At 67.0% G+C, this 16,211-nt stretch carries 17 protein-coding genes and 1 riboswitch; of the genes, 3 read left to right on the top strand and 14 right to left on the bottom strand.

Features of this window, described 5'->3' with window-relative positions:
• Positions 1-113: 113 nt before the first annotated feature.
• The 5 genes from DWQ67_RS07790 to DWQ67_RS07770 all read right to left on the bottom strand — a co-directional run bounded on the left by DWQ67_RS07790 (position 114) and on the right by DWQ67_RS07770 (position 5,862).
• Positions 114-944, bottom strand: a complete 831-nt coding sequence (locus DWQ67_RS07790) for a hypothetical protein (protein WP_199712646.1) — start codon at positions 942-944, stop codon at positions 114-116.
• 282 nt (positions 945-1,226) lie between these two features.
• Positions 1,227-1,808 carry a GNAT family N-acetyltransferase gene (locus DWQ67_RS07785; protein WP_121485037.1) on the bottom strand — a complete coding sequence of 194 codons (582 nt, stop codon included), beginning with the start codon at positions 1,806-1,808 and terminating at the stop codon, positions 1,227-1,229.
• A 30-nt stretch (positions 1,809-1,838) separates the two neighbouring features.
• Positions 1,839-3,287, bottom strand: a complete 1,449-nt coding sequence (locus DWQ67_RS07780; protein WP_121485036.1) for a dihydrolipoyl dehydrogenase family protein — start codon at positions 3,285-3,287, stop codon at positions 1,839-1,841.
• 164 nt (positions 3,288-3,451) lie between these two features.
• Positions 3,452-4,915 (bottom strand): PepSY-associated TM helix domain-containing protein, encoded by a 1,464-nt coding sequence (locus DWQ67_RS07775; RefSeq protein WP_121485035.1) that lies wholly within the window; start codon positions 4,913-4,915, stop codon positions 3,452-3,454.
• Between the two features lie 221 nt (positions 4,916-5,136).
• Positions 5,137-5,862, bottom strand: coding sequence for a hypothetical protein (locus DWQ67_RS07770; protein ID WP_121485034.1), 726 nt, complete (start codon positions 5,860-5,862; stop codon positions 5,137-5,139).
• Positions 5,863-6,111: 249 nt separating this feature from the next.
• On the opposite strand from DWQ67_RS07770, the gene DWQ67_RS07765 reads away from it, so the two are divergent.
• Both DWQ67_RS07765 and DWQ67_RS07760 read left to right on the top strand, forming a co-directional pair.
• On the top strand, positions 6,112-6,606 hold the full coding sequence (locus tag DWQ67_RS07765) for a PPC domain-containing DNA-binding protein (protein ID WP_158595398.1): 495 nt from the start codon (positions 6,112-6,114) through the stop codon (positions 6,604-6,606).
• A 150-nt stretch (positions 6,607-6,756) separates the two neighbouring features.
• Positions 6,757-7,467: a GNAT family N-acetyltransferase gene (locus DWQ67_RS07760; protein ID WP_121485032.1), complete on the top strand. Its 711-nt coding sequence runs from the start codon at positions 6,757-6,759 to the stop codon at positions 7,465-7,467.
• Positions 7,468-7,470: 3 nt separating this feature from the next.
• Here the strand turns inward: DWQ67_RS07760 and DWQ67_RS07755 are convergent, their stop codons facing one another.
• A complete protein-coding gene (locus tag DWQ67_RS07755) occupies positions 7,471-7,896 on the bottom strand; it encodes a bleomycin resistance protein (protein WP_121485031.1) in 426 nt (141 codons plus the stop codon).
• A gap of 68 nt (positions 7,897-7,964) precedes the next feature.
• Complete coding sequence (dnaB, locus tag DWQ67_RS07750) at positions 7,965-9,356, bottom strand: replicative DNA helicase (RefSeq protein WP_233555981.1); 1,392 nt, start codon at positions 9,354-9,356, stop codon at positions 7,965-7,967.
• Between the two features lie 568 nt (positions 9,357-9,924).
• Between dnaB and DWQ67_RS07745 the strand changes: the two genes are divergently transcribed.
• Positions 9,925-10,368, top strand: a complete 444-nt coding sequence (locus DWQ67_RS07745) for a DUF1801 domain-containing protein (RefSeq protein WP_121485029.1) — start codon at positions 9,925-9,927, stop codon at positions 10,366-10,368.
• 27 nt (positions 10,369-10,395) lie between these two features.
• Here the strand turns inward: DWQ67_RS07745 and DWQ67_RS07740 are convergent, their stop codons facing one another.
• From DWQ67_RS07740 to DWQ67_RS07710, 7 genes are all read right to left on the bottom strand, one after another.
• Positions 10,396-10,827 (bottom strand): DUF6157 family protein, encoded by a 432-nt coding sequence (locus DWQ67_RS07740; RefSeq protein WP_121485028.1) that lies wholly within the window; start codon positions 10,825-10,827, stop codon positions 10,396-10,398.
• Between the two features lie 94 nt (positions 10,828-10,921).
• Entirely contained in the window at positions 10,922-11,431 is a 510-nt protein-coding gene (locus DWQ67_RS07735; protein WP_121485027.1) for a flavin reductase family protein, read from the bottom strand.
• Positions 11,432-11,469: 38 nt separating this feature from the next.
• Positions 11,470-11,585: riboswitch (SAM riboswitch) on the bottom strand.
• A 234-nt stretch (positions 11,586-11,819) separates the two neighbouring features.
• On the bottom strand, positions 11,820-12,296 hold the full coding sequence (gene rplI / locus DWQ67_RS07730; RefSeq protein WP_121485026.1) for a 50S ribosomal protein L9: 477 nt from the start codon (positions 12,294-12,296) through the stop codon (positions 11,820-11,822).
• Between the two features lie 19 nt (positions 12,297-12,315).
• Positions 12,316-12,555, bottom strand: a complete 240-nt coding sequence (gene rpsR, locus DWQ67_RS07725; protein WP_121485025.1) for a 30S ribosomal protein S18 — start codon at positions 12,553-12,555, stop codon at positions 12,316-12,318.
• A 68-nt stretch (positions 12,556-12,623) separates the two neighbouring features.
• Positions 12,624-13,208, bottom strand: a complete 585-nt coding sequence (locus DWQ67_RS07720; protein ID WP_121485024.1) for a single-stranded DNA-binding protein — start codon at positions 13,206-13,208, stop codon at positions 12,624-12,626.
• 36 nt (positions 13,209-13,244) lie between these two features.
• Positions 13,245-13,547, bottom strand: a complete 303-nt coding sequence (gene rpsF / locus DWQ67_RS07715) for a 30S ribosomal protein S6 (protein WP_121485023.1) — start codon at positions 13,545-13,547, stop codon at positions 13,245-13,247.
• A 278-nt stretch (positions 13,548-13,825) separates the two neighbouring features.
• On the bottom strand, positions 13,826-16,066 hold the full coding sequence (locus tag DWQ67_RS07710; RefSeq protein WP_121485022.1) for an acyltransferase family protein: 2,241 nt from the start codon (positions 16,064-16,066) through the stop codon (positions 13,826-13,828).
• Positions 16,067-16,211: the final 145 nt, after the last annotated feature.

Below are 16,211 nucleotides of genomic sequence, written 5' to 3'. Positions count from 1 at the left end.
GGGTTCCTTGCAACGGTGCCCCTAAGGGGCGCTAACGATGATGGGTTCGTTAGGTCGTCGCACTGCGCGACGACGTCAGCCGCAAGGAACCGTCCCCGAGGGGTACCGGGGGCTCACGCGTGTGCCCCGTGGCTGTTCTCGCCCTGCCCGCCGTGGGCGCCGTGGGCGCCGTGGGCGCCGTGGCCCATCGCCATCTCATGGCCCGCGTGAGGCGAGCCGGGCACCGAGGTGCCCCGAGCGGCGTCGAGCACCAGGTGCGCACTGTGCACCTGGCCCGCCACCTGGAAGTCGAAGAAGAGCAGGTAGCGGCCCTCGCTGGGCGTGTGGGCCATGAAGCTCACCTCCGGGCCGGAGTGCCGGCCGGGCTGCGGCTCATCGCCATGCGGGTGGATGTGCAGGTAGGAGAGGTCCCCGTCCCGCAGGCTCACCAGGTGGCCAAACGCGCCAAGGTAGGGCTCCAACGCGGTCACCGGGGCGCCGTTCTGGCTCACGCTCACCACCAGATCACTCATGTCCCCGCCCAGCAGCTCGCCGGTAATGCTGACGTCGAAGCCACCCACGCTGACGGCGCGCACCGGACCGGTGGCCGGGCGCGGGGTCAGCACCCCTCCGACGTCGATCATGCGGCTCAGCGTCATGGCTTCAGCGCCGCGCGGGGTGATGTCCACAAACACCCGGTAGCTGCCGGCCTCCACCCAACTCCAGGGCAGGCTCCACGTGCCGGTCGTCGCGTCAAGGACGGGGTGTACGTGGAGGAAGTTCTGCCCGTCGGAGCGCACCACCATGAGGTGCAGGGCCTTGTCATGGGAGGTTTCAAAGTCAGTGACCGCGGCGCCGTCCGGGCCAACGATGTGGAAGCTGAGCTCACCCGGGGTGTTGATCTCCGTGGGTGCGCTGATGGCGCTCAGGAGGTACTCGCTGGTGCCCAGTTCCGTTCCGGCCATGATGCCGCCCTGCTTTCTGTTGCGCTGCTGGTCCGGTCGTCTCTGCGACGGCCACAGTCAGAACATACCCCACAGGGGTATTGATTGGCCAGGGTGAGTCCGGTCTCCTCACCCTGGCCGGGCCCATCGGGACGCATCGGGACGCACAAAAGCCCCGACCGGGGCATCCGGTCGGGGCTTTTGTCTTGTCATCACTCGCACCCTTGAGGTGTCTTCGACAATACGTGCGGATTTTAGGAGCGGCCTGTGCACCAGCGATTCACTCCCTGACCGGGCCTGGCCTCACGCACCGAGCGAGATCCAATACCGCCGCAGCGCCACGCCGTCGCCGTCCACACGCACGTCCTCCAGCACGCCCCCGTTGGCCTCGATGGTGCCGCGCGAGCCCAGATTGGCCTCGGCGCACGTGAGCAGAACCCTGTCCATCCCCCGCTCACGGGCCAGGTCCAGCATCTGGGCCAGCGCGGCGGTGGCGTGGCCCTGGCGCCTGGCCGAGGGGCGGATCCCGTACCCAAGGTGGCCGCCGAAGTTTGCCAGGTATTCGTTGAGCTCGTGCCGCAACGCAACAGAACCCAAGTACTGATCCCCCGCCACCAACCACCGGAAGGTGCACGTGACCATGCCCGGGCTCAGCGGCTCGCTTTCCTGGCTCAGCAGTCGGGCCACCCACTGCTCAAAGGCGCCGGGCGCGGAGAAGTCCGCGTCCGCGTCCACTCCCGCACCGTCCTGCCAGGCTCCCTCCCACTCCGCATGCGAGGCCAAGAAGGACTCGCGATAGGCGACGGAGGGCTTCACCAGGCGGGCAGCCTGGGGCAGGTTTTGGGGCAGGTCTTGGAGAGACTCTTGGGGAAGCTCTTGGGGCATGCGGCGACGCTAGCACGCCCGCCGCGTGCCTCAGCGGGCACCTGGGCGCCCGTACTCCTCCAGCCAACGCAGCCACACCTCACTGATGGTGGGATAGGCGGGCACGGCATGCCAGAGCCGGTCAATCGGCACCTCGCCGACCACCGCAATGGTCGCGGCCTGCACCATCTCCTCCACGCCAGGACCAACAAAGGTGGCGCCGAGCAGCACATCGCGCTCCGTGTCTATCACCACGCGCGCGGTGCCCTGATAGCCGTCCGCGAAGGTGGCCGCGCCGGCCACCCACCCCAGGTTGTAGTCGATCGCCCGCACCTGATGGCCCGCGGCCTCTGCCTGCTTGGCCGTGGGGCCAACAGAGGCGATGGGCGGATCGGTGAAGACCGTGGCCGGGACCGCCGCGTGGTCCGCGGTGGCAGCGTGAGCCCCCCACGCGTCGTCGAACACTGGCTGGCCCAGCGCCCGCGCCGCGATCACGTCGCCGGCCGCGCGCGCTTGGTACTTGCCCTGGTGCGTGAGCAGGGCGCGGTGGTTCACATCTCCGACTGCGTAGAGCCACTCGCTGCCGACCACGCGCAGCGTCTCATCCACAGGAAGCCAGCCGCCGTCCCTCACACCCTCCAGGCCCAGGGCGTCCAGCCCCAGCCCCTCCGTGCGCGGCGCGCGGCCCGTCGCCACCAGAATCTCCTGGGCCTCCACCCGCTCACCGTTGTCCAGTTCCACAAACTTGGTGGGCCCAGTCTCGCCAGCCCCAGCGCGCCCGGCAGCACTCACGCCGGCCCGCACCACCGACGCCCCGCGCGCCGTCAGCGAGGCCTCCACCGCCTGACCCGCGAACGGCTCCAGCTGCGGCAACATCCCGCTGCGTGCCACCACCGTCACGCGCGAGCCAAGCGCGGAATACAGCGTCGCCATCTCCGCGCCCACCACACCGCCGCCCAGCACAATGAGGGACTCGGGAACGCTCGTGGCGCTGGTCGCCTCGCGGCTGGTCCACGGGTCTGCGTCGCTGAGGCCGGGAACCGGCGGAACAAAGGCCGAGGTGCCGGTGCAGAGCGCGACGGCGTGGCGCGCACTGAGGCGCGTGACCTCACCATCGGCGCCGGTCACCTCCACGAGACGCTCCCCCACGATCCGACCGGTGCCGCGCACCAGGTCGATCTTCGCGGTGGCAAGCCAGTCCTCCTGAGACTTGTCATCCCAGTCGTGGGTGAAGGAGGTGCGGCGCTTGAACATGGCGGCCACGTCCAGGTCACCAGTCGCGGCCTGCGCAGAGCCCGCCACGGCGCGCGCCTCTGCCAGGGCTGCGGCCGGGCGAAGGAGTGCTTTGGACGGCATGCAAGCCCAGTAGGAGCATTCGCCTCCCACCAATTCCGCCTCCACAACCACGGCGGAGAGCCCGCCCTGCACGGCGCGATCGGCCACGTTCTCGCCCACCGGCCCGGCACCCAACACAATCAGGTCATACTCGCGCGTCGACATGGGGCTCAGCCTAGCCACTGCGCGTGGAGCTGTGTCCCCCGCCGCGTAGCCGGGCGGCAGCGGGTTGAGGATGCCCAGCCGCGCCACCCGGTGAGCGTCCGGATGGCGCGGCTGGGCGGCCGCGCGGCTAAGCGGCTGGGCGGTGGGGCGCCGGCTGAGTTCGCCTACGCTGCGAGGCGGCGCGAGCGGGCGCCCCGGGTCAGCATGAGCACTACATCGCAGAGCACAAACGCGGTCAGCGTCAGTCCCAGCGCAGGCAGGAACAGACCCAGCCCCAACCCGGCAGCGCCGAACAGCGCCCAGCCCCACCACGGGACCGCGAAGGGCCGGAAGGGCGGCTTCTTGTCCCGCAGGCGCAACCCCTGCGGGCGCCGCAGGTACCAGGTGCGGTAGCCGGCCAGGATGATCACGATGATGGCCAGCGCGACCAGGAGCAGGCCCACCTGATTCCAGATGCCAAAGAGCTCACCCATGTGCAAGTTGATGCCCAAGGTGGCCAACTGGGAGGGCAGGTTCTGGTCATTAAAGTCCAGGCGGTCAACCACCGTGCCATTGGCGCGGTCTATGGCTATCTGGTCCGCCTTGACCGGGAATTGCGCGCGGGTCTCCTTCACCACCCACGCGCTCCCCTGATCTGCGGGCGGGCGGATCTCCAACTGATTCCCGTCGATATTGCTCATGCGCGCCAGGGAAAGCACCTGGGTGAAGGCCGCGGGATCACTCCACTGGTTTCCCTCGGTCGGGGCGGCCATGCCGCCGTGCTCGGCGTGCGCGCCACCGCCGCCGCCCGCCGGGGCGCCACCCAGGGTGGAGGTGAGCTTGGGGGCGGTCCAACTCAGCGCCGCGCGCAGCTCCGTGACGTTGTTCCCGGCCCATTGCGACCACGTGATGCCGGTGGCGGACAGGAAAAGCATGGCCACAAGTGCCCATATGCCAACAGAGGTATGTAGACTCCGGGCTCGTCGATACCCTGTCTGCTTGAGCGCCGGCCGCAGCAGGTCTCGCCTGGCCGCACGCTTGGACTTGCCCCAGGTCCACAACCAGAGGAACAGGCCAGCCGCGGCAATCACACCTAGCCAGGAGGCGGCAATCTCCGAGTAGATCCGGCCCGGCTCACCCAGTTGCAGCGAGGAATGGAAGCCCTCCAGCCAGTGGCGCATCGGGGTCTGGCCCACGCTGGTGTAGGTATTGAAACTGCCCAGCACCTCGGCGCTGACTGGATCAACAAAGACGGTGCGCTGGCCTCCATCTGTGTCCTCGGGATCGGCATACATAACCCGCGTGGAATGTGTTGCGTCTTGCGCCGGGCGCACGGCGACCACGGCCGCGTCGTTCGTGTGCCGCTGGGCTGCACTCAGCTGTGATTCGAGGCTGGCCATGGGCGTTTCCGCAGTACCAGAACCGTTCAATTCATGGGCATAGATCACTCTTTCCAGCTGCGGAGTGACCGAATAGGCTGCGCCGGTGACGGCGGCCAACAAGATGAAGGGCGCCACAAAGATGCCGGCGTAGAAGTGCAGGCGCATCACGAGCGGCTTGAGCCAGGGCCTGCGGCGGGCGCCTGGCCGTGGGGGTTCAGCTGCGGGCCGCGTCTGCGGCACCACAGAGGAAGGGGTGGGAGTGGACATGCGGGTGCTCCTTGGGGAGCCGGGGCGCTGGCGAGTGCGACGCTCCGCCCCCACGGGGGCGCGCGGCGGCTGACGGCGAGCGCGAAAGGAAAAGGGGAGGGCACGCCTGCCTGGCCCTTCACCGGGGGTGCGGTGGGGCTGCCCGACGACGCGGGCGTGGGGAGGCGCGCAGGCTCACTCCTGGCGGGGCACGGCGGTGAGGCCGGTTCCGGGTGAGTGGCTCAGGCGGGCGAGGGCGGCCCGCGGAATCGCAGCGAGCCAACCAGCCGAAGGGACCCGGGCCGGTGCGGATGTGGGTCCACCCCAGCTGCCCAGCGCAGGGCGGCCGGTCGGGGAGCCCTGGTTCCCAGGATGAGGGCCACCCGCTGGGCGGAGGCGACTGCTGACGACGCCACCGCGCGAGCACCCAGGCGTAACTGCGCACAGAGCGCGATCAGGAGCAGCTCGCCCCATCGCACCAGCAGGGCGGAGGCCACGGCTGCCCCCACGTGCGCGACAATCATGAACTGGTCCGCGCCCCACGGGGAGGCGCTGGCCAGGTCCGCCAGCGGCCCGGTCATCTCATGGCCACCCATCTGGTGGCCGCCCATCTGGTGCCCGGAAGGCATCCCGTCCAGGGAACCGGCCGATTGCCCTGGGGTACCCAGCGCGCCGTGGTGCGTGTGCGCTGGGAGGGGGCCAGCGGCGTCGGGCAGGGAAGGCGCACCCATGGACCCAAAAAGGAAGTGGTACGCCAGCTGCGACGGGAGCAGCAGGCCCAGCGTGCGCAGCCAACTGGGGCGCGCACGCATCAACGGAAGCGCCAGGACGGAGCCGAGCGCTAGGGCCAGCAGGGGTCCCAGCCAGGAGGTCACGGTGCCGCCGGCGGCCGTGTGGGCCCACAGAGCACACGCCACGGCGAGGGCCGAGGTGGCCCAGGCGCGCGAGACGACGGCCCAGCGTGACATCGAGGATCCTTCAGGGTGGGGGGTAGCCCCATTATTTCACGCCCGCGGCGCCCTGAGCTCGCATCGCCAGCACCCCAGGAGAACCAACGAACCCGGCATGAGCCCCTCCCGGCCCGCGACCTGGTTCACAGCCGGCACCAGCGACGAACTGGAGTTCACGCGGGCCCGTTGACTCCCCCGTCGATCCGGGCCATGATGCGAGTTCACCCGACTGATGCGCCCTGGTGCGCAGAAACGGAGGACTGTTCCATGCAGCCCACTACCCCGAGCCAGCCCGCGGGACAGCCGGAGACCACGTCGGGGGCAACAGCCGGCGCCACCTGGTCAGCCAGGCACATCGGCGGCCCCAACCACGTGCTGAGCGTTCGCACGGGCGCCGAACTAGTCGCGGCGATCACCGATTTTGCCCGTAGCCAGGGCATCCGGGGTGGGGCGGTTCGCGGAATCGGTGCGGTCAGCCGGGCCACCCTGCTCTTCCGCGACCCCATCGAGCTCACCTACGTGGACCGCGAGTTTGATGAGCAGATGGAGATCGCCGGCCTGCAGGGCAACATTTCGGTGCGCGGCGACGAGACCCTGGTGCACATCCACACCACGTTGGGGCGTTCCGACTATTCGGCGATCGCCGGGCATCTCAAGGAGGCGTGGATCCGCGGTGCCGGCGAATTCTTCATCACGGTTGCGGCCCATCCGCTGGAGAAGGCGTTAGACGCAGATCTGGGCCTCAACATCTTCACGCTGTGACGGGCCGGGACTGTTGCCGTGCGCTCTCCTTCCTGGGGACCCAGTACTTCGACGACGTGAAGCCACACCGCACCCTGCCGAAGCAGCCAGCTCTGGCCTTGGTCGCCGTTCTGCGTGAACGGTTCGCGCGCGTCTACGTCTGCCGGCAGTATGTGCAAGGCGTCTGAGGCCCAGGACCGTTTGCCGGCTCACCTCGAGGCAAGAATTCGCCGGGTGTGGCTGGAGGCGCTCGGGGCGAGCGGCCTCGTGGCCGACGGCGGGATCGAATTCGTGGAGCGTGACGACCTGGACGCTGTGGTCTCCGTGGCCCTCTTTGGCACGCGCCTGGTCGCCGCTCCGCCGGACCTGATGAGGCGCCTGCGGCGCTTGGACCCGGAACAATTGCTCGACGCGCGCGTGGTGGCCTCCGCGCTTGGACCGGCTGCCGTGCCGATCGGCACTGCGACGCTCTCATACCTCGCAGTCGCGCCGCCGCCAGGGAGTCGCGAGACATCGACGGCGACGGCCACGGACCTCACCGCAGTGCGGACGGCCTGCACCGAGGAAGAAGACGATGAGTCCGGCGTGGGCGGCATGCCTCACGCTTGGGCCTCCACAGCGGCGGGGTCGGGAGCGACCGTGGCCGTCAGCGGTTTTGATCCCTGGCATTCCGAAATAGCTCAGCTGGGCGTCCTGACACACCCCGAACATCGCGGTGGTGATCATGCGTATTCCGCGGCGTCCGCGGCCGTCAGCGCCGCACTGGAACGGGGGCTGATCCCCCAATGGCGCAGTCGCACGGACAACGAATCCTCCCACCGGCTCGCCGCGCGGCTGGGCTTCATCACTGTTGGCGCGCAATGTGCCGTCGCGCTGGGCTAGGTCTTAGAGAGCGCGACGGCCCGCAGACGTCTGAAACCGCACCAGGTACCCATCGGGATCAGTGACGAGAAACTGCTCCACGCCAGTCTCTTCGGTCTGACTCACGCGGTACCACGTGGCCTCCGGCTCCATGAAGAGCGGCCACTCCTCGGCGCGCAGCGCGTCAAGAATCGGATCAAGCTCAGGAACGCTGATCTGAAAGTTGATCCCCCTGCCCAAGGGCCGCTCCAGCGTGCCGGTCACCCAGTTCCGACCCACCGCGTGCTGTTCCAGCATCAGATGAGCCGAACCGCGCGCGATGTACGCGAAACCCTCCTCTGCCCGCTGGTACTGGATCTCAAAGCCACACAGATCAATCCAAAAATGCAGGCTGCGCTGCACGTCAGCGACGAGCAGTTCGGGAACCAGGGCCGGGTCTGGGGAGGTCACCTGAGCAGTGTTTCACGACTGCCCGCGCCACCCTGCCAGGCGGCGTCGGGCACCCGATAGTCCTGCCGCTATACCCCGCCGCCGGGCTCCGCGTAGTCACCCTGCGCCATGTTGTTAAAGCGCGAGTAGTGGCCCTGGAACGCGACCACGATGGTCTTGGTGGGGCCGTTACGGTGCTTGGCCACGATCACGTCCGCCTCGCCGGCGCGCGGGGATTCCTTGTCGTAGATGTCCTCGCGGTGCAGCAGGATCACCATGTCGGCGTCCTGCTCAATGGAGCCGGACTCGCGCAGATCGCTGACCTGCGGGCGCTTATCCGTGCGCTGCTCGGAGCCACGGTTCAGCTGAGACAGCGCAATCACCGGCACGTCCAGTTCCTTGGCCATGAGCTTGAGCGCACGGGAGAACTCGGAGACCTCTTGCTGGCGGGACTCCACGCGCTTGCCGGAGCTCATGAGCTGCAGGTAGTCCAGGACCACCAGCTTCAGGTCATGCTTCTGCTTGAGGCGGCGTGCCTTGGCCCGGATCTCCATGAGGGACATGTTGGGGCTGTCGTCAATGAAGAGCGGCGCGTCGTTGAGATTGCCCATGGTGTTGGCGATCTTGGTCCACTGCTCGTCCTTGACCTGGCCCTTGCGCAGGTCCTGCAGGCCAATGGTGGCCTCCGCAGAAAGCAGACGCATCGCGATCTCGTTCCGGCCCATTTCCAAGGAGAAGAACACGGTGGTGAGGTGGTGCTTAATGGCAGCGGAGCGGGCAATATCCAGGGCGAACGTGGACTTACCGACGGCGGGACGCGCGGCAACCACGATCATCTGGCCGCCCTGCAGGCCCTGGGTCAGCTCATCAAACTCGTAGAAGCCGGTGGGGACACCGGTGATGCCCTCGGTGCGGGAGCTCGCCGACTCAATCTCATCAACGGTGCCCTCGATGATGTCCTTCAGTGCCACGTAGTCCTCGCCGCCGCGGCGATCTGCGACCTTCATGACCTCTGCCTGGGCCTCATTCACAATGGCGTCCACCTCGCCATCAGAGGAGTAGCCCATCTGCACGATGCGCGTGCCCGCATCCACCAGGCGGCGCAACACAGCGCGCTCCCGCACGATCTCCGCATAGAAGCCAGCGTTGGCCGCCGTCGGCACGGACTGAATCAGCTCGTGAAGGTAGGCGGCGCCGCCCACCCGCTGCAGATCGCCGCGCTTGGTCAGCTCATCCGCCACCGTGACCGCGTCCGCGGGCTCGCCACGACCATAGAGGTCAATGACGGCCTCATAGATGTTTTCGTGGCTGGGACGGTAAAAGTCCATGCCGCGCAGCGTCTCCACGCAATCCGCGATGGCGTCCTTGGAGAGCATCATGCCGCCCAGTACGGACTGCTCCGCAACCAGGTCCTGAGGGGGCGTGCGCGCTCCGGCATCCCCGGGGGCGCTTCTGCTGCCCTCGTACTCCTGAACGCTCACCCTGGACTCCTCGCTGCTGGTTCCTGACCTACCCAGAGTGCGCCGTGGGGCCGACGCTTTGCTGGGCAGGGAATGCCCCCGCGCCATGTGGCGCGTAGGTAGAGGAATGACCCCACGGTAGGGCCGTTTGCCGCAGTAGACAAACCAGTTATCCACAAGTTCCACAGGAGCTCTGTTAACAAGTGCCACAGAAGGTGGGGACAACTGTGGACAACTTGGGGACAGTCAGGTGCACAACTGTTTTCTAACGCTGTACTTCGTTGAGTTTCCGGGGTTACTGGCGAGTCCGCTCAAGTTTATTTTTGGCCCGTTGTCCCCAGCTTGCTTGTGCGTATGTGGACTTGACGCGGACCCTCCACGTGTGGGGGGGCTAGTTATCCACAGTTTTGGCCGCTTCTCCACAGACACGCCAGCCGCGTGACGACCCCGAAGTGTCCGCCCGACCACCACCGTCCGCCATGCGGGCAAACATGCCCACATCCACATACGTGGCATCGATCACCGCTAGCGGCAACGGCTCGGCAACGGCGGGGCTTGCCCCCTGCCCGCTCAGCACCGAAACTGAGGCATGAATGAGCAGAAAACCCAGCCCACCGGCGTCGAACCGCTGGTGTTTGTGGAGTCCGTGGAGCACGCAGTCCGCCGCGCGGACGGCCTGTACCTTCTGGAGCTCTTTGCGGGGGTCTCCGGCCAGCCTGCGCGGATGTGGGGGCCAAGCATCGTGGGCTTTGATGAGTACAGCTACCGCTACGCCTCCGGCCATTCGGGGACCGCGCCGTTGATCGGTTTCAGCCCGCGCAAGGCGTCGCTCTCCCTCTATGGGCTCACGGGCCAGCCGGAGGGCGCGGCGCTCCTAGCCAAGCTGGGCAAGCACAAGATCGGCGCGTCATGCCTGTACGTCAACACCTTGGCGGACGTCGATCTGGCGGTGCTCCGCGAGCTCACCGAGACGGGGTACGCGCACGCTCTGACATGGAAGGCCAAGGGCGCCGCGGGCGAGCAGGTCAACTAAGCGCGCCCGCAACCACGAACGCCGCGCTCAAACCTTCCGAGACGAGCGCAGCGCCTGCTTCTGAGCCAGCCCCTTATCCGTGGAAAGGCGCTGATAATCGGCGCTCCCGACGGGCACCAACCCCACGCGCCCGCGCTCGTCAAAGTGGAACCCCCAGCCGTAGCGCTTGGCCAACGGGGAGGAGCGCAGGCACGCCTGATCGCGGGCAAAGAACTCATCCCACGCGGCGTCGCGCTCCTCGTCAAGGAGCCCCTTGCGCCTGGAATGCACCTCAAAGATCAGCTCGTCAGAGGTGTAGGCGTACGGGCGCGCCTGCAACAACTCAAACTGCAATTCGGCGATGGTCTGGCCGTCCTCGCCGTGGGGCGGCGTGATGCCGGTTGGCTCCGCGCGGCCCTCTGGGTTCAGGGAATCCTCTGCCACCGCGATGAACGTGTTGGTGTAGTTGGTGGTACCCATGCTCAGAACCTCCAGCGTTGTCCGGCCGTCTCAGACTCCCACTCTGTCCCGGCCACCCCTGAGGGTCAAGGGTCGGTGGCGCGCCACGTGAACACTAAATGACATACTCCGGCGCGCGGAGACCCTTAAAGGTGGAGTCCTGAAACACCAGCGGGTCATATTCTCCGGCGTGAGTGGCCACGCCGTGCACCTGCAGCAGCACCACGTGATGATCCCCTGCCGGCACCTCCGCGTACACGCTGGTCTCTAGCCACAGGGCTGAATGATCCAGCAGTAACGCACCACCCTCGCCCTCCGTTAGGTCTAGTCCGGCAAAGCGGTCCCCGGACTTTGACGCAATCTGACGGCACGCATCGTGATGCTCTGAGCCCAGGATGGAGACGCCAATACGCCGAGACCGCTTCACGATGGGCCAGGTGGTGGAGCGGTTCTGCACGGCAAAGGACACCAGCGCCGGCTCCAGGGACACCCCTACGGTGAAGGAGGAGGCCACGATCCCCTGCGGCGCGTTCTCCACGGTGGCGCACAGGGCGGCCACGCCGGAGGGGAAGCGCGCAAAGGCCTCACGCAGGAGGGTCGGTTGCAGTTCACGAGTTAGCGACACAGCGCACCTCAATCAGGCTCAATGCCTTCCCGTCTGGGAGGCGGTCTTTGCCCGGGCCACGGGGCCAGGGCCGAATCCTCACCTGGGGCACCCCAACACCGCGTCGAGGGTTGCCGGCGGATCGGCCAGGGCCTCTAGATCCGCACTCTTGATTCATGCCCGACGCTACGAGGTTGCGTTGCCTGCCTCCACTCCTGTTGCGAAACACGACGGTTATTGCGAACCGCGACGAGCGTCGCCACCGCGATGCAGGGCCCGGCGGCAATCCCAACCAACGACCCAAGGCACCAAGGCACCAGGAACCCCGGGGTAACGCAACGAGGGCCCCACCGGTTTCCCGGTGGGGCCCTCGTCTGTACCGCTCCTCGGTGAACCGAGGGAAGAAAAACTACTTCTTCTTGGACTTCTTCTTGGACTTCTCGGCCACGACCTGCAGGTCGATGCTGGCCAGGACGTCCGAGTGAAGACGAACGGTTGCGGCGTAGTTGCCCGTGGACTTGATGACCTGGGCAATCTCGACGTTGCGCTTGTCAACGGTGCCAAGGCCCTGGGCCTCGATCGCGTCGGCAACATCGCCCTGCTTGACGGTGCCGAACAGGCGACCCGCCTCGCCGGCCTTGACGGTCAGCTTCACAGGGCTGGCGGACAGACCGGCGGCAATGCGCTGGGCGTCCTCCAGGTTGGCCACGGCGCGCACGGCGCGAGCAGCCTTGATGTTCTCGATTTCCTTTTCCCCACCCTTGGTCCAGGTGATCGCGAAGCCGCGGGGGATGAGGAAGTTACGGGCGTAACCGTTCTTGACGTCGACGATATCGCCGGCGGTACCAAGACCAGTTACCTCGTGGGTCAGGATGAGCTTAGACATAAGTTTTCTCTCCCTTTTCTCAGCCGCGGCCAGCGCCGGAGTACGGCAGCAATGCCACTTCGCGCGCGTTCTTGATGGCCAGGGCGATCTTGCGCTGCTCCTGCACGGAAACACCCGTGACACGGCGTGCGCGGATCTTTCCACGGTCAGAAATGAACTTGCGAAGCAGTGCGACGTCCTTGTAGTCAATGACCTTGACGTCGGCGGCCTTCAGGGGATTGGACTTCGGTTTCGGCTTGCGGATTTCAGGCTTAGCCATCGTGGAGCTCCTTACTCGAATGGAGCCCGCAGAAGAGATCTGCGGGATGGTGAAAATGGGTTGTTAGATCAGAAGGGAGGCTCGTTGTTGCCGGGGACGGATCCCCAGCCACCGTTGCCACCGCTAGCAGGCTGACCCCAGGGGTCATTCTGCTGCGGCTGCTGCGCGGGCTGGCCCCAGTCATTGCCGCCGCCACCGGAGGAGGAGTTACCCCCACCGAAGCCGCCGCCCTGGTTGCCGCCGTTGCCACCGTTGCCGCCGCCGAAGCCACCGCCGTTGCCCCCTCCACGGGAAGCACGGGTGACCTTGGCAGAGGCGTACCTCAGGGACGGGCCGATTTCATCGACCTCGAGCTCCATGGAGGTACGGCTCTCGCCTTCCTTCGTGGTGTAGGACCGAGACTTCAACCGACCCTGGGCAATCACGCGAGTGCCCTTGGTCAGCGTTTCGGCGACGTTCTCCGCGGCATCACGCCACACCGACGCGCGCAAGAACAGGGTTTCCCCGTCCTTCCACTCGTTGGACTGGCGATCAAACGCGCGAGGAGTGGAAGCAATGGTGAAATTCGCCACCGCCGAACCCGACGGGGTAAACCGCAGCTCCGGATCGCTGGTGAGATTTCCGATGACCGTGATGACGGTATCGCCTGCCATGTTGCCTCCTACTTAAGTCTTGGTCCGTGCAGCGCCTTATTCGGCGATGCGCTGTTCCTCGGGACGAGTGATCTTGGTGCGCAGGATGGACTCGTTGAGAGTCAAAACGCGGTCAAGCTCGGTCGAGGTGGCCGGCTCAGCGGTGAAGTTAACCACCGCGTAGATGGCCTCAGTGTTCTTCTTGATCTCGTAAGACAGGCGACGACGGCCCCAAATATCGACCTTGTCGATGGTTCCGCCATCCTTGGTCACGATCTCAAGGAACTTGCCGAGCGTCGGCTCGACGGTGCGCTCATCGACCTCGGGGTCGATCAGCACCATCAGTTCGTAGGCACGCATGTGAACCCACCTCCTTTGGACATAACGGGCACGGTCTTTCCGTGCCAGGAGGTTCTGTGCGTGTCACCCCGCAGGCCCGCGCCAGGTGGCACGGAGACAGGGCAACTTGCTCATCCTACCGGAGTTGACCCCCTGGCCTCCACCCCAGTCTGACGTGCCAGGCGCCACAGTGGCGCGGCGTGGGCAGATCTGTGCACGACGCCGCCGGAAAGGTTGCGCTGTGAGGGACGGGGCGTGCGCCCCCGCACCTCAGAACTCACCGCGCCCGCCCCAAAAACTCACCGAGCGGCGTCGGGCAGGAGCCTCTGGATCGCGTCACCGAGCCGGCCCGTCAGGGTCAGCGCGTAAGTATTGGACACGTGGTTGGCGTCGCGATAGACCAGCACGTTGCCGATCACGGACGGGCACTGCTCCTCGTCGCAGAACCAGGACGCGGTGTCGATTGTTGCCGCGCCCTTCACCTTCTTGGCCGCCGCGACGGCCGGTTCCTTGGGCAGGGACAGGTGGCGCGGCAGGCTGCACGGCTCAGGGTCCTGGAGGTTTTGGGCCACGCAGTCCCGGGCCATGGTCTCCGGCTCGTCCGTCAGCGACGGCGAATCTCGCAGCACGGCCGTCTTGATACCGGACTTGGCGAACTGCTCCATCGGCTTGCGGAAGCCCTCCACCGCGTCTCCGGCGTAGGTGGAACCATTCCAGGAAGTGAAGATGATCAGCGCCGGCTTGGCCTTGGCCAACTCCCGCGCGGTCTGCTGGTTGAGGGTGGAACACACGAGCTTGCGCGTCTTTTCCAGCTCGCGCGGCGTGAAGCTAAACGGGCAGGAGTTCTTGACGTAGGTGACCACCTTGAAGCCGCGCTCGCGCCCCACCGCGTCCATGGCACCGATCCACTGGCCGGCATGCGAGTCCCCCACCAGCGCCACCTCCACGCCAGAGGAGGTATCGCCAAACTCGCAGCGCCGCACCTGATCCCCGTCCCACGCGGACACGCAATCTCGCCACTTAGGCAGATCCCGCGCGGCCTGACCCGGGATCGGTGTGATGGCCGTCCCGGAAACAAACGGCGCGCCGCTTGACGTATCCCACGCCTGCGCGCCAAAGCCCTTGGGCGGAGCCTTGAGCAGCTCGGCCGCGGCGCTGGCCTGCTGGGTGGTGATGGCCTGCGCTCGCACCGCCGGGACGGCAACCACCACGGCGGCCAGGGCCGTGGCCACGGCCCCGATGCCCACGGCCCGCCACGTGTGCTTGGCGGTGAAGCGCCAGGTCCGCGCTGGGCGTTCCACGAAGTAGTAACTGGCCGCCGCCAACGCCAGCGACAGGGCGATGAGAGCCAGGGCCTGCCACCAACGCGGCGCCGTGCCCACCACCTGCTTAAACACGATCACCACGGGCCAGTGCCACAGGTAGAGCGAATAGGAAATGTTGCCCACCCACTGCACGGGCGCCGCATCCGTGAGCCGGTGCAGCGAACCCCAGCCGGCGGTGCGGCCCGCGGCAATCACGGCCATGGTTCCCAGGACCGGCAGTATGGCACCCTGCCCCGGGAACGGAGTCTTGCCAGAGACGTAGCTGAAGGCCACCCAGGCCAGGACGGCCACCCCGGCCACAGCGGTGAGATTGCGCAGCCACACGGGGGCGGCCCAGCCGGCCGCGGGGAGCATCGCGGCCAGCAAACCGCCGGCGGCCATTTCCCATACACGGGCGGTGGTGACGAAGTACGCCGCCGCGTCGCCCGAGTTGACGAGCAAGATGGAGTAGCCAAGGGACACGGCGATGATCACCGCGAACAGCACCGCTGCCACGATGCGCACGGGCGCTGCGGCGAAGCGTTCAGTGCTGATGCCCGACGACGCGCTGGTCACCGGAAGCGCGGCGCGCCTGCCCCTCCCGCCGTTGCGGCGCTTGGCTCCTCTGGCGAGCGCAAGCGCCAACCACGCGGCCGCCAAGACCACGAGTGGCCAGAAGATGTAGAACTGCTCCTCCACACCCAACGACCAGAAGTGCTGCAGCGCCGTGGGCTGATTCTCTTGGGCCATGTAGTCCACGGAGTCCAGGGCAAGAACCCAGTTCTGCACACTGAGCAGGGAGGCCAATCCCTGGCGGGTGATCTCCTCCCACAGCGAGCTGGGCCACCAGATCAGCGTGGCCACCACGATCGCGAGGATCACCACGATCGCGGCCGGCATGATCCGCCGGATGCGGGCCGCCCAGAACGCCGGCAGGGAGATGCGGCCCTTGGCCTGGACCTCGCGCAGCAGGTGGGAGGTGATGAGGAATCCGGAGATCACGAAGAAGACGTCCACGCCCACAAAGCCGCCCGGTGCCGCACGGGGATAGAGGTGGTAAATCACCACGAGGCCCACGGCGAGCGCGCGCAGCGCCTGCACCTCGGGAAGGAAGCGGCGGGGGGTCTTTGGCGCGCCGGATCGCGAACCGGACGTGGCGCGCGGTGCCGTGGGAACGGCGTCGTGCGGTGCACCGCCGCGCTCGTGGCGCGCAGAAATGGTGGGGGGCAAGTCCATCTACCCAGAGCACCATCTCAGGATGAACCGCAGGTAAAACGCGGGGGTGGTTGACGTGAAGCCGCCCATCGCCCGGCCCACTCATGCCCACGCCTGCCACCTCATACGACATATGCCGCCGTGCACAGCGGCATATGTCGTATGA

Source organism: Galactobacter caseinivorans (assembly GCF_003640665.1).
Taxonomy (GTDB): Bacteria; Actinomycetota; Actinomycetes; order Actinomycetales; family Micrococcaceae; genus Galactobacter; species Galactobacter caseinivorans.
This window is presented reverse-complemented; position numbering and strand designations above follow the sequence as displayed.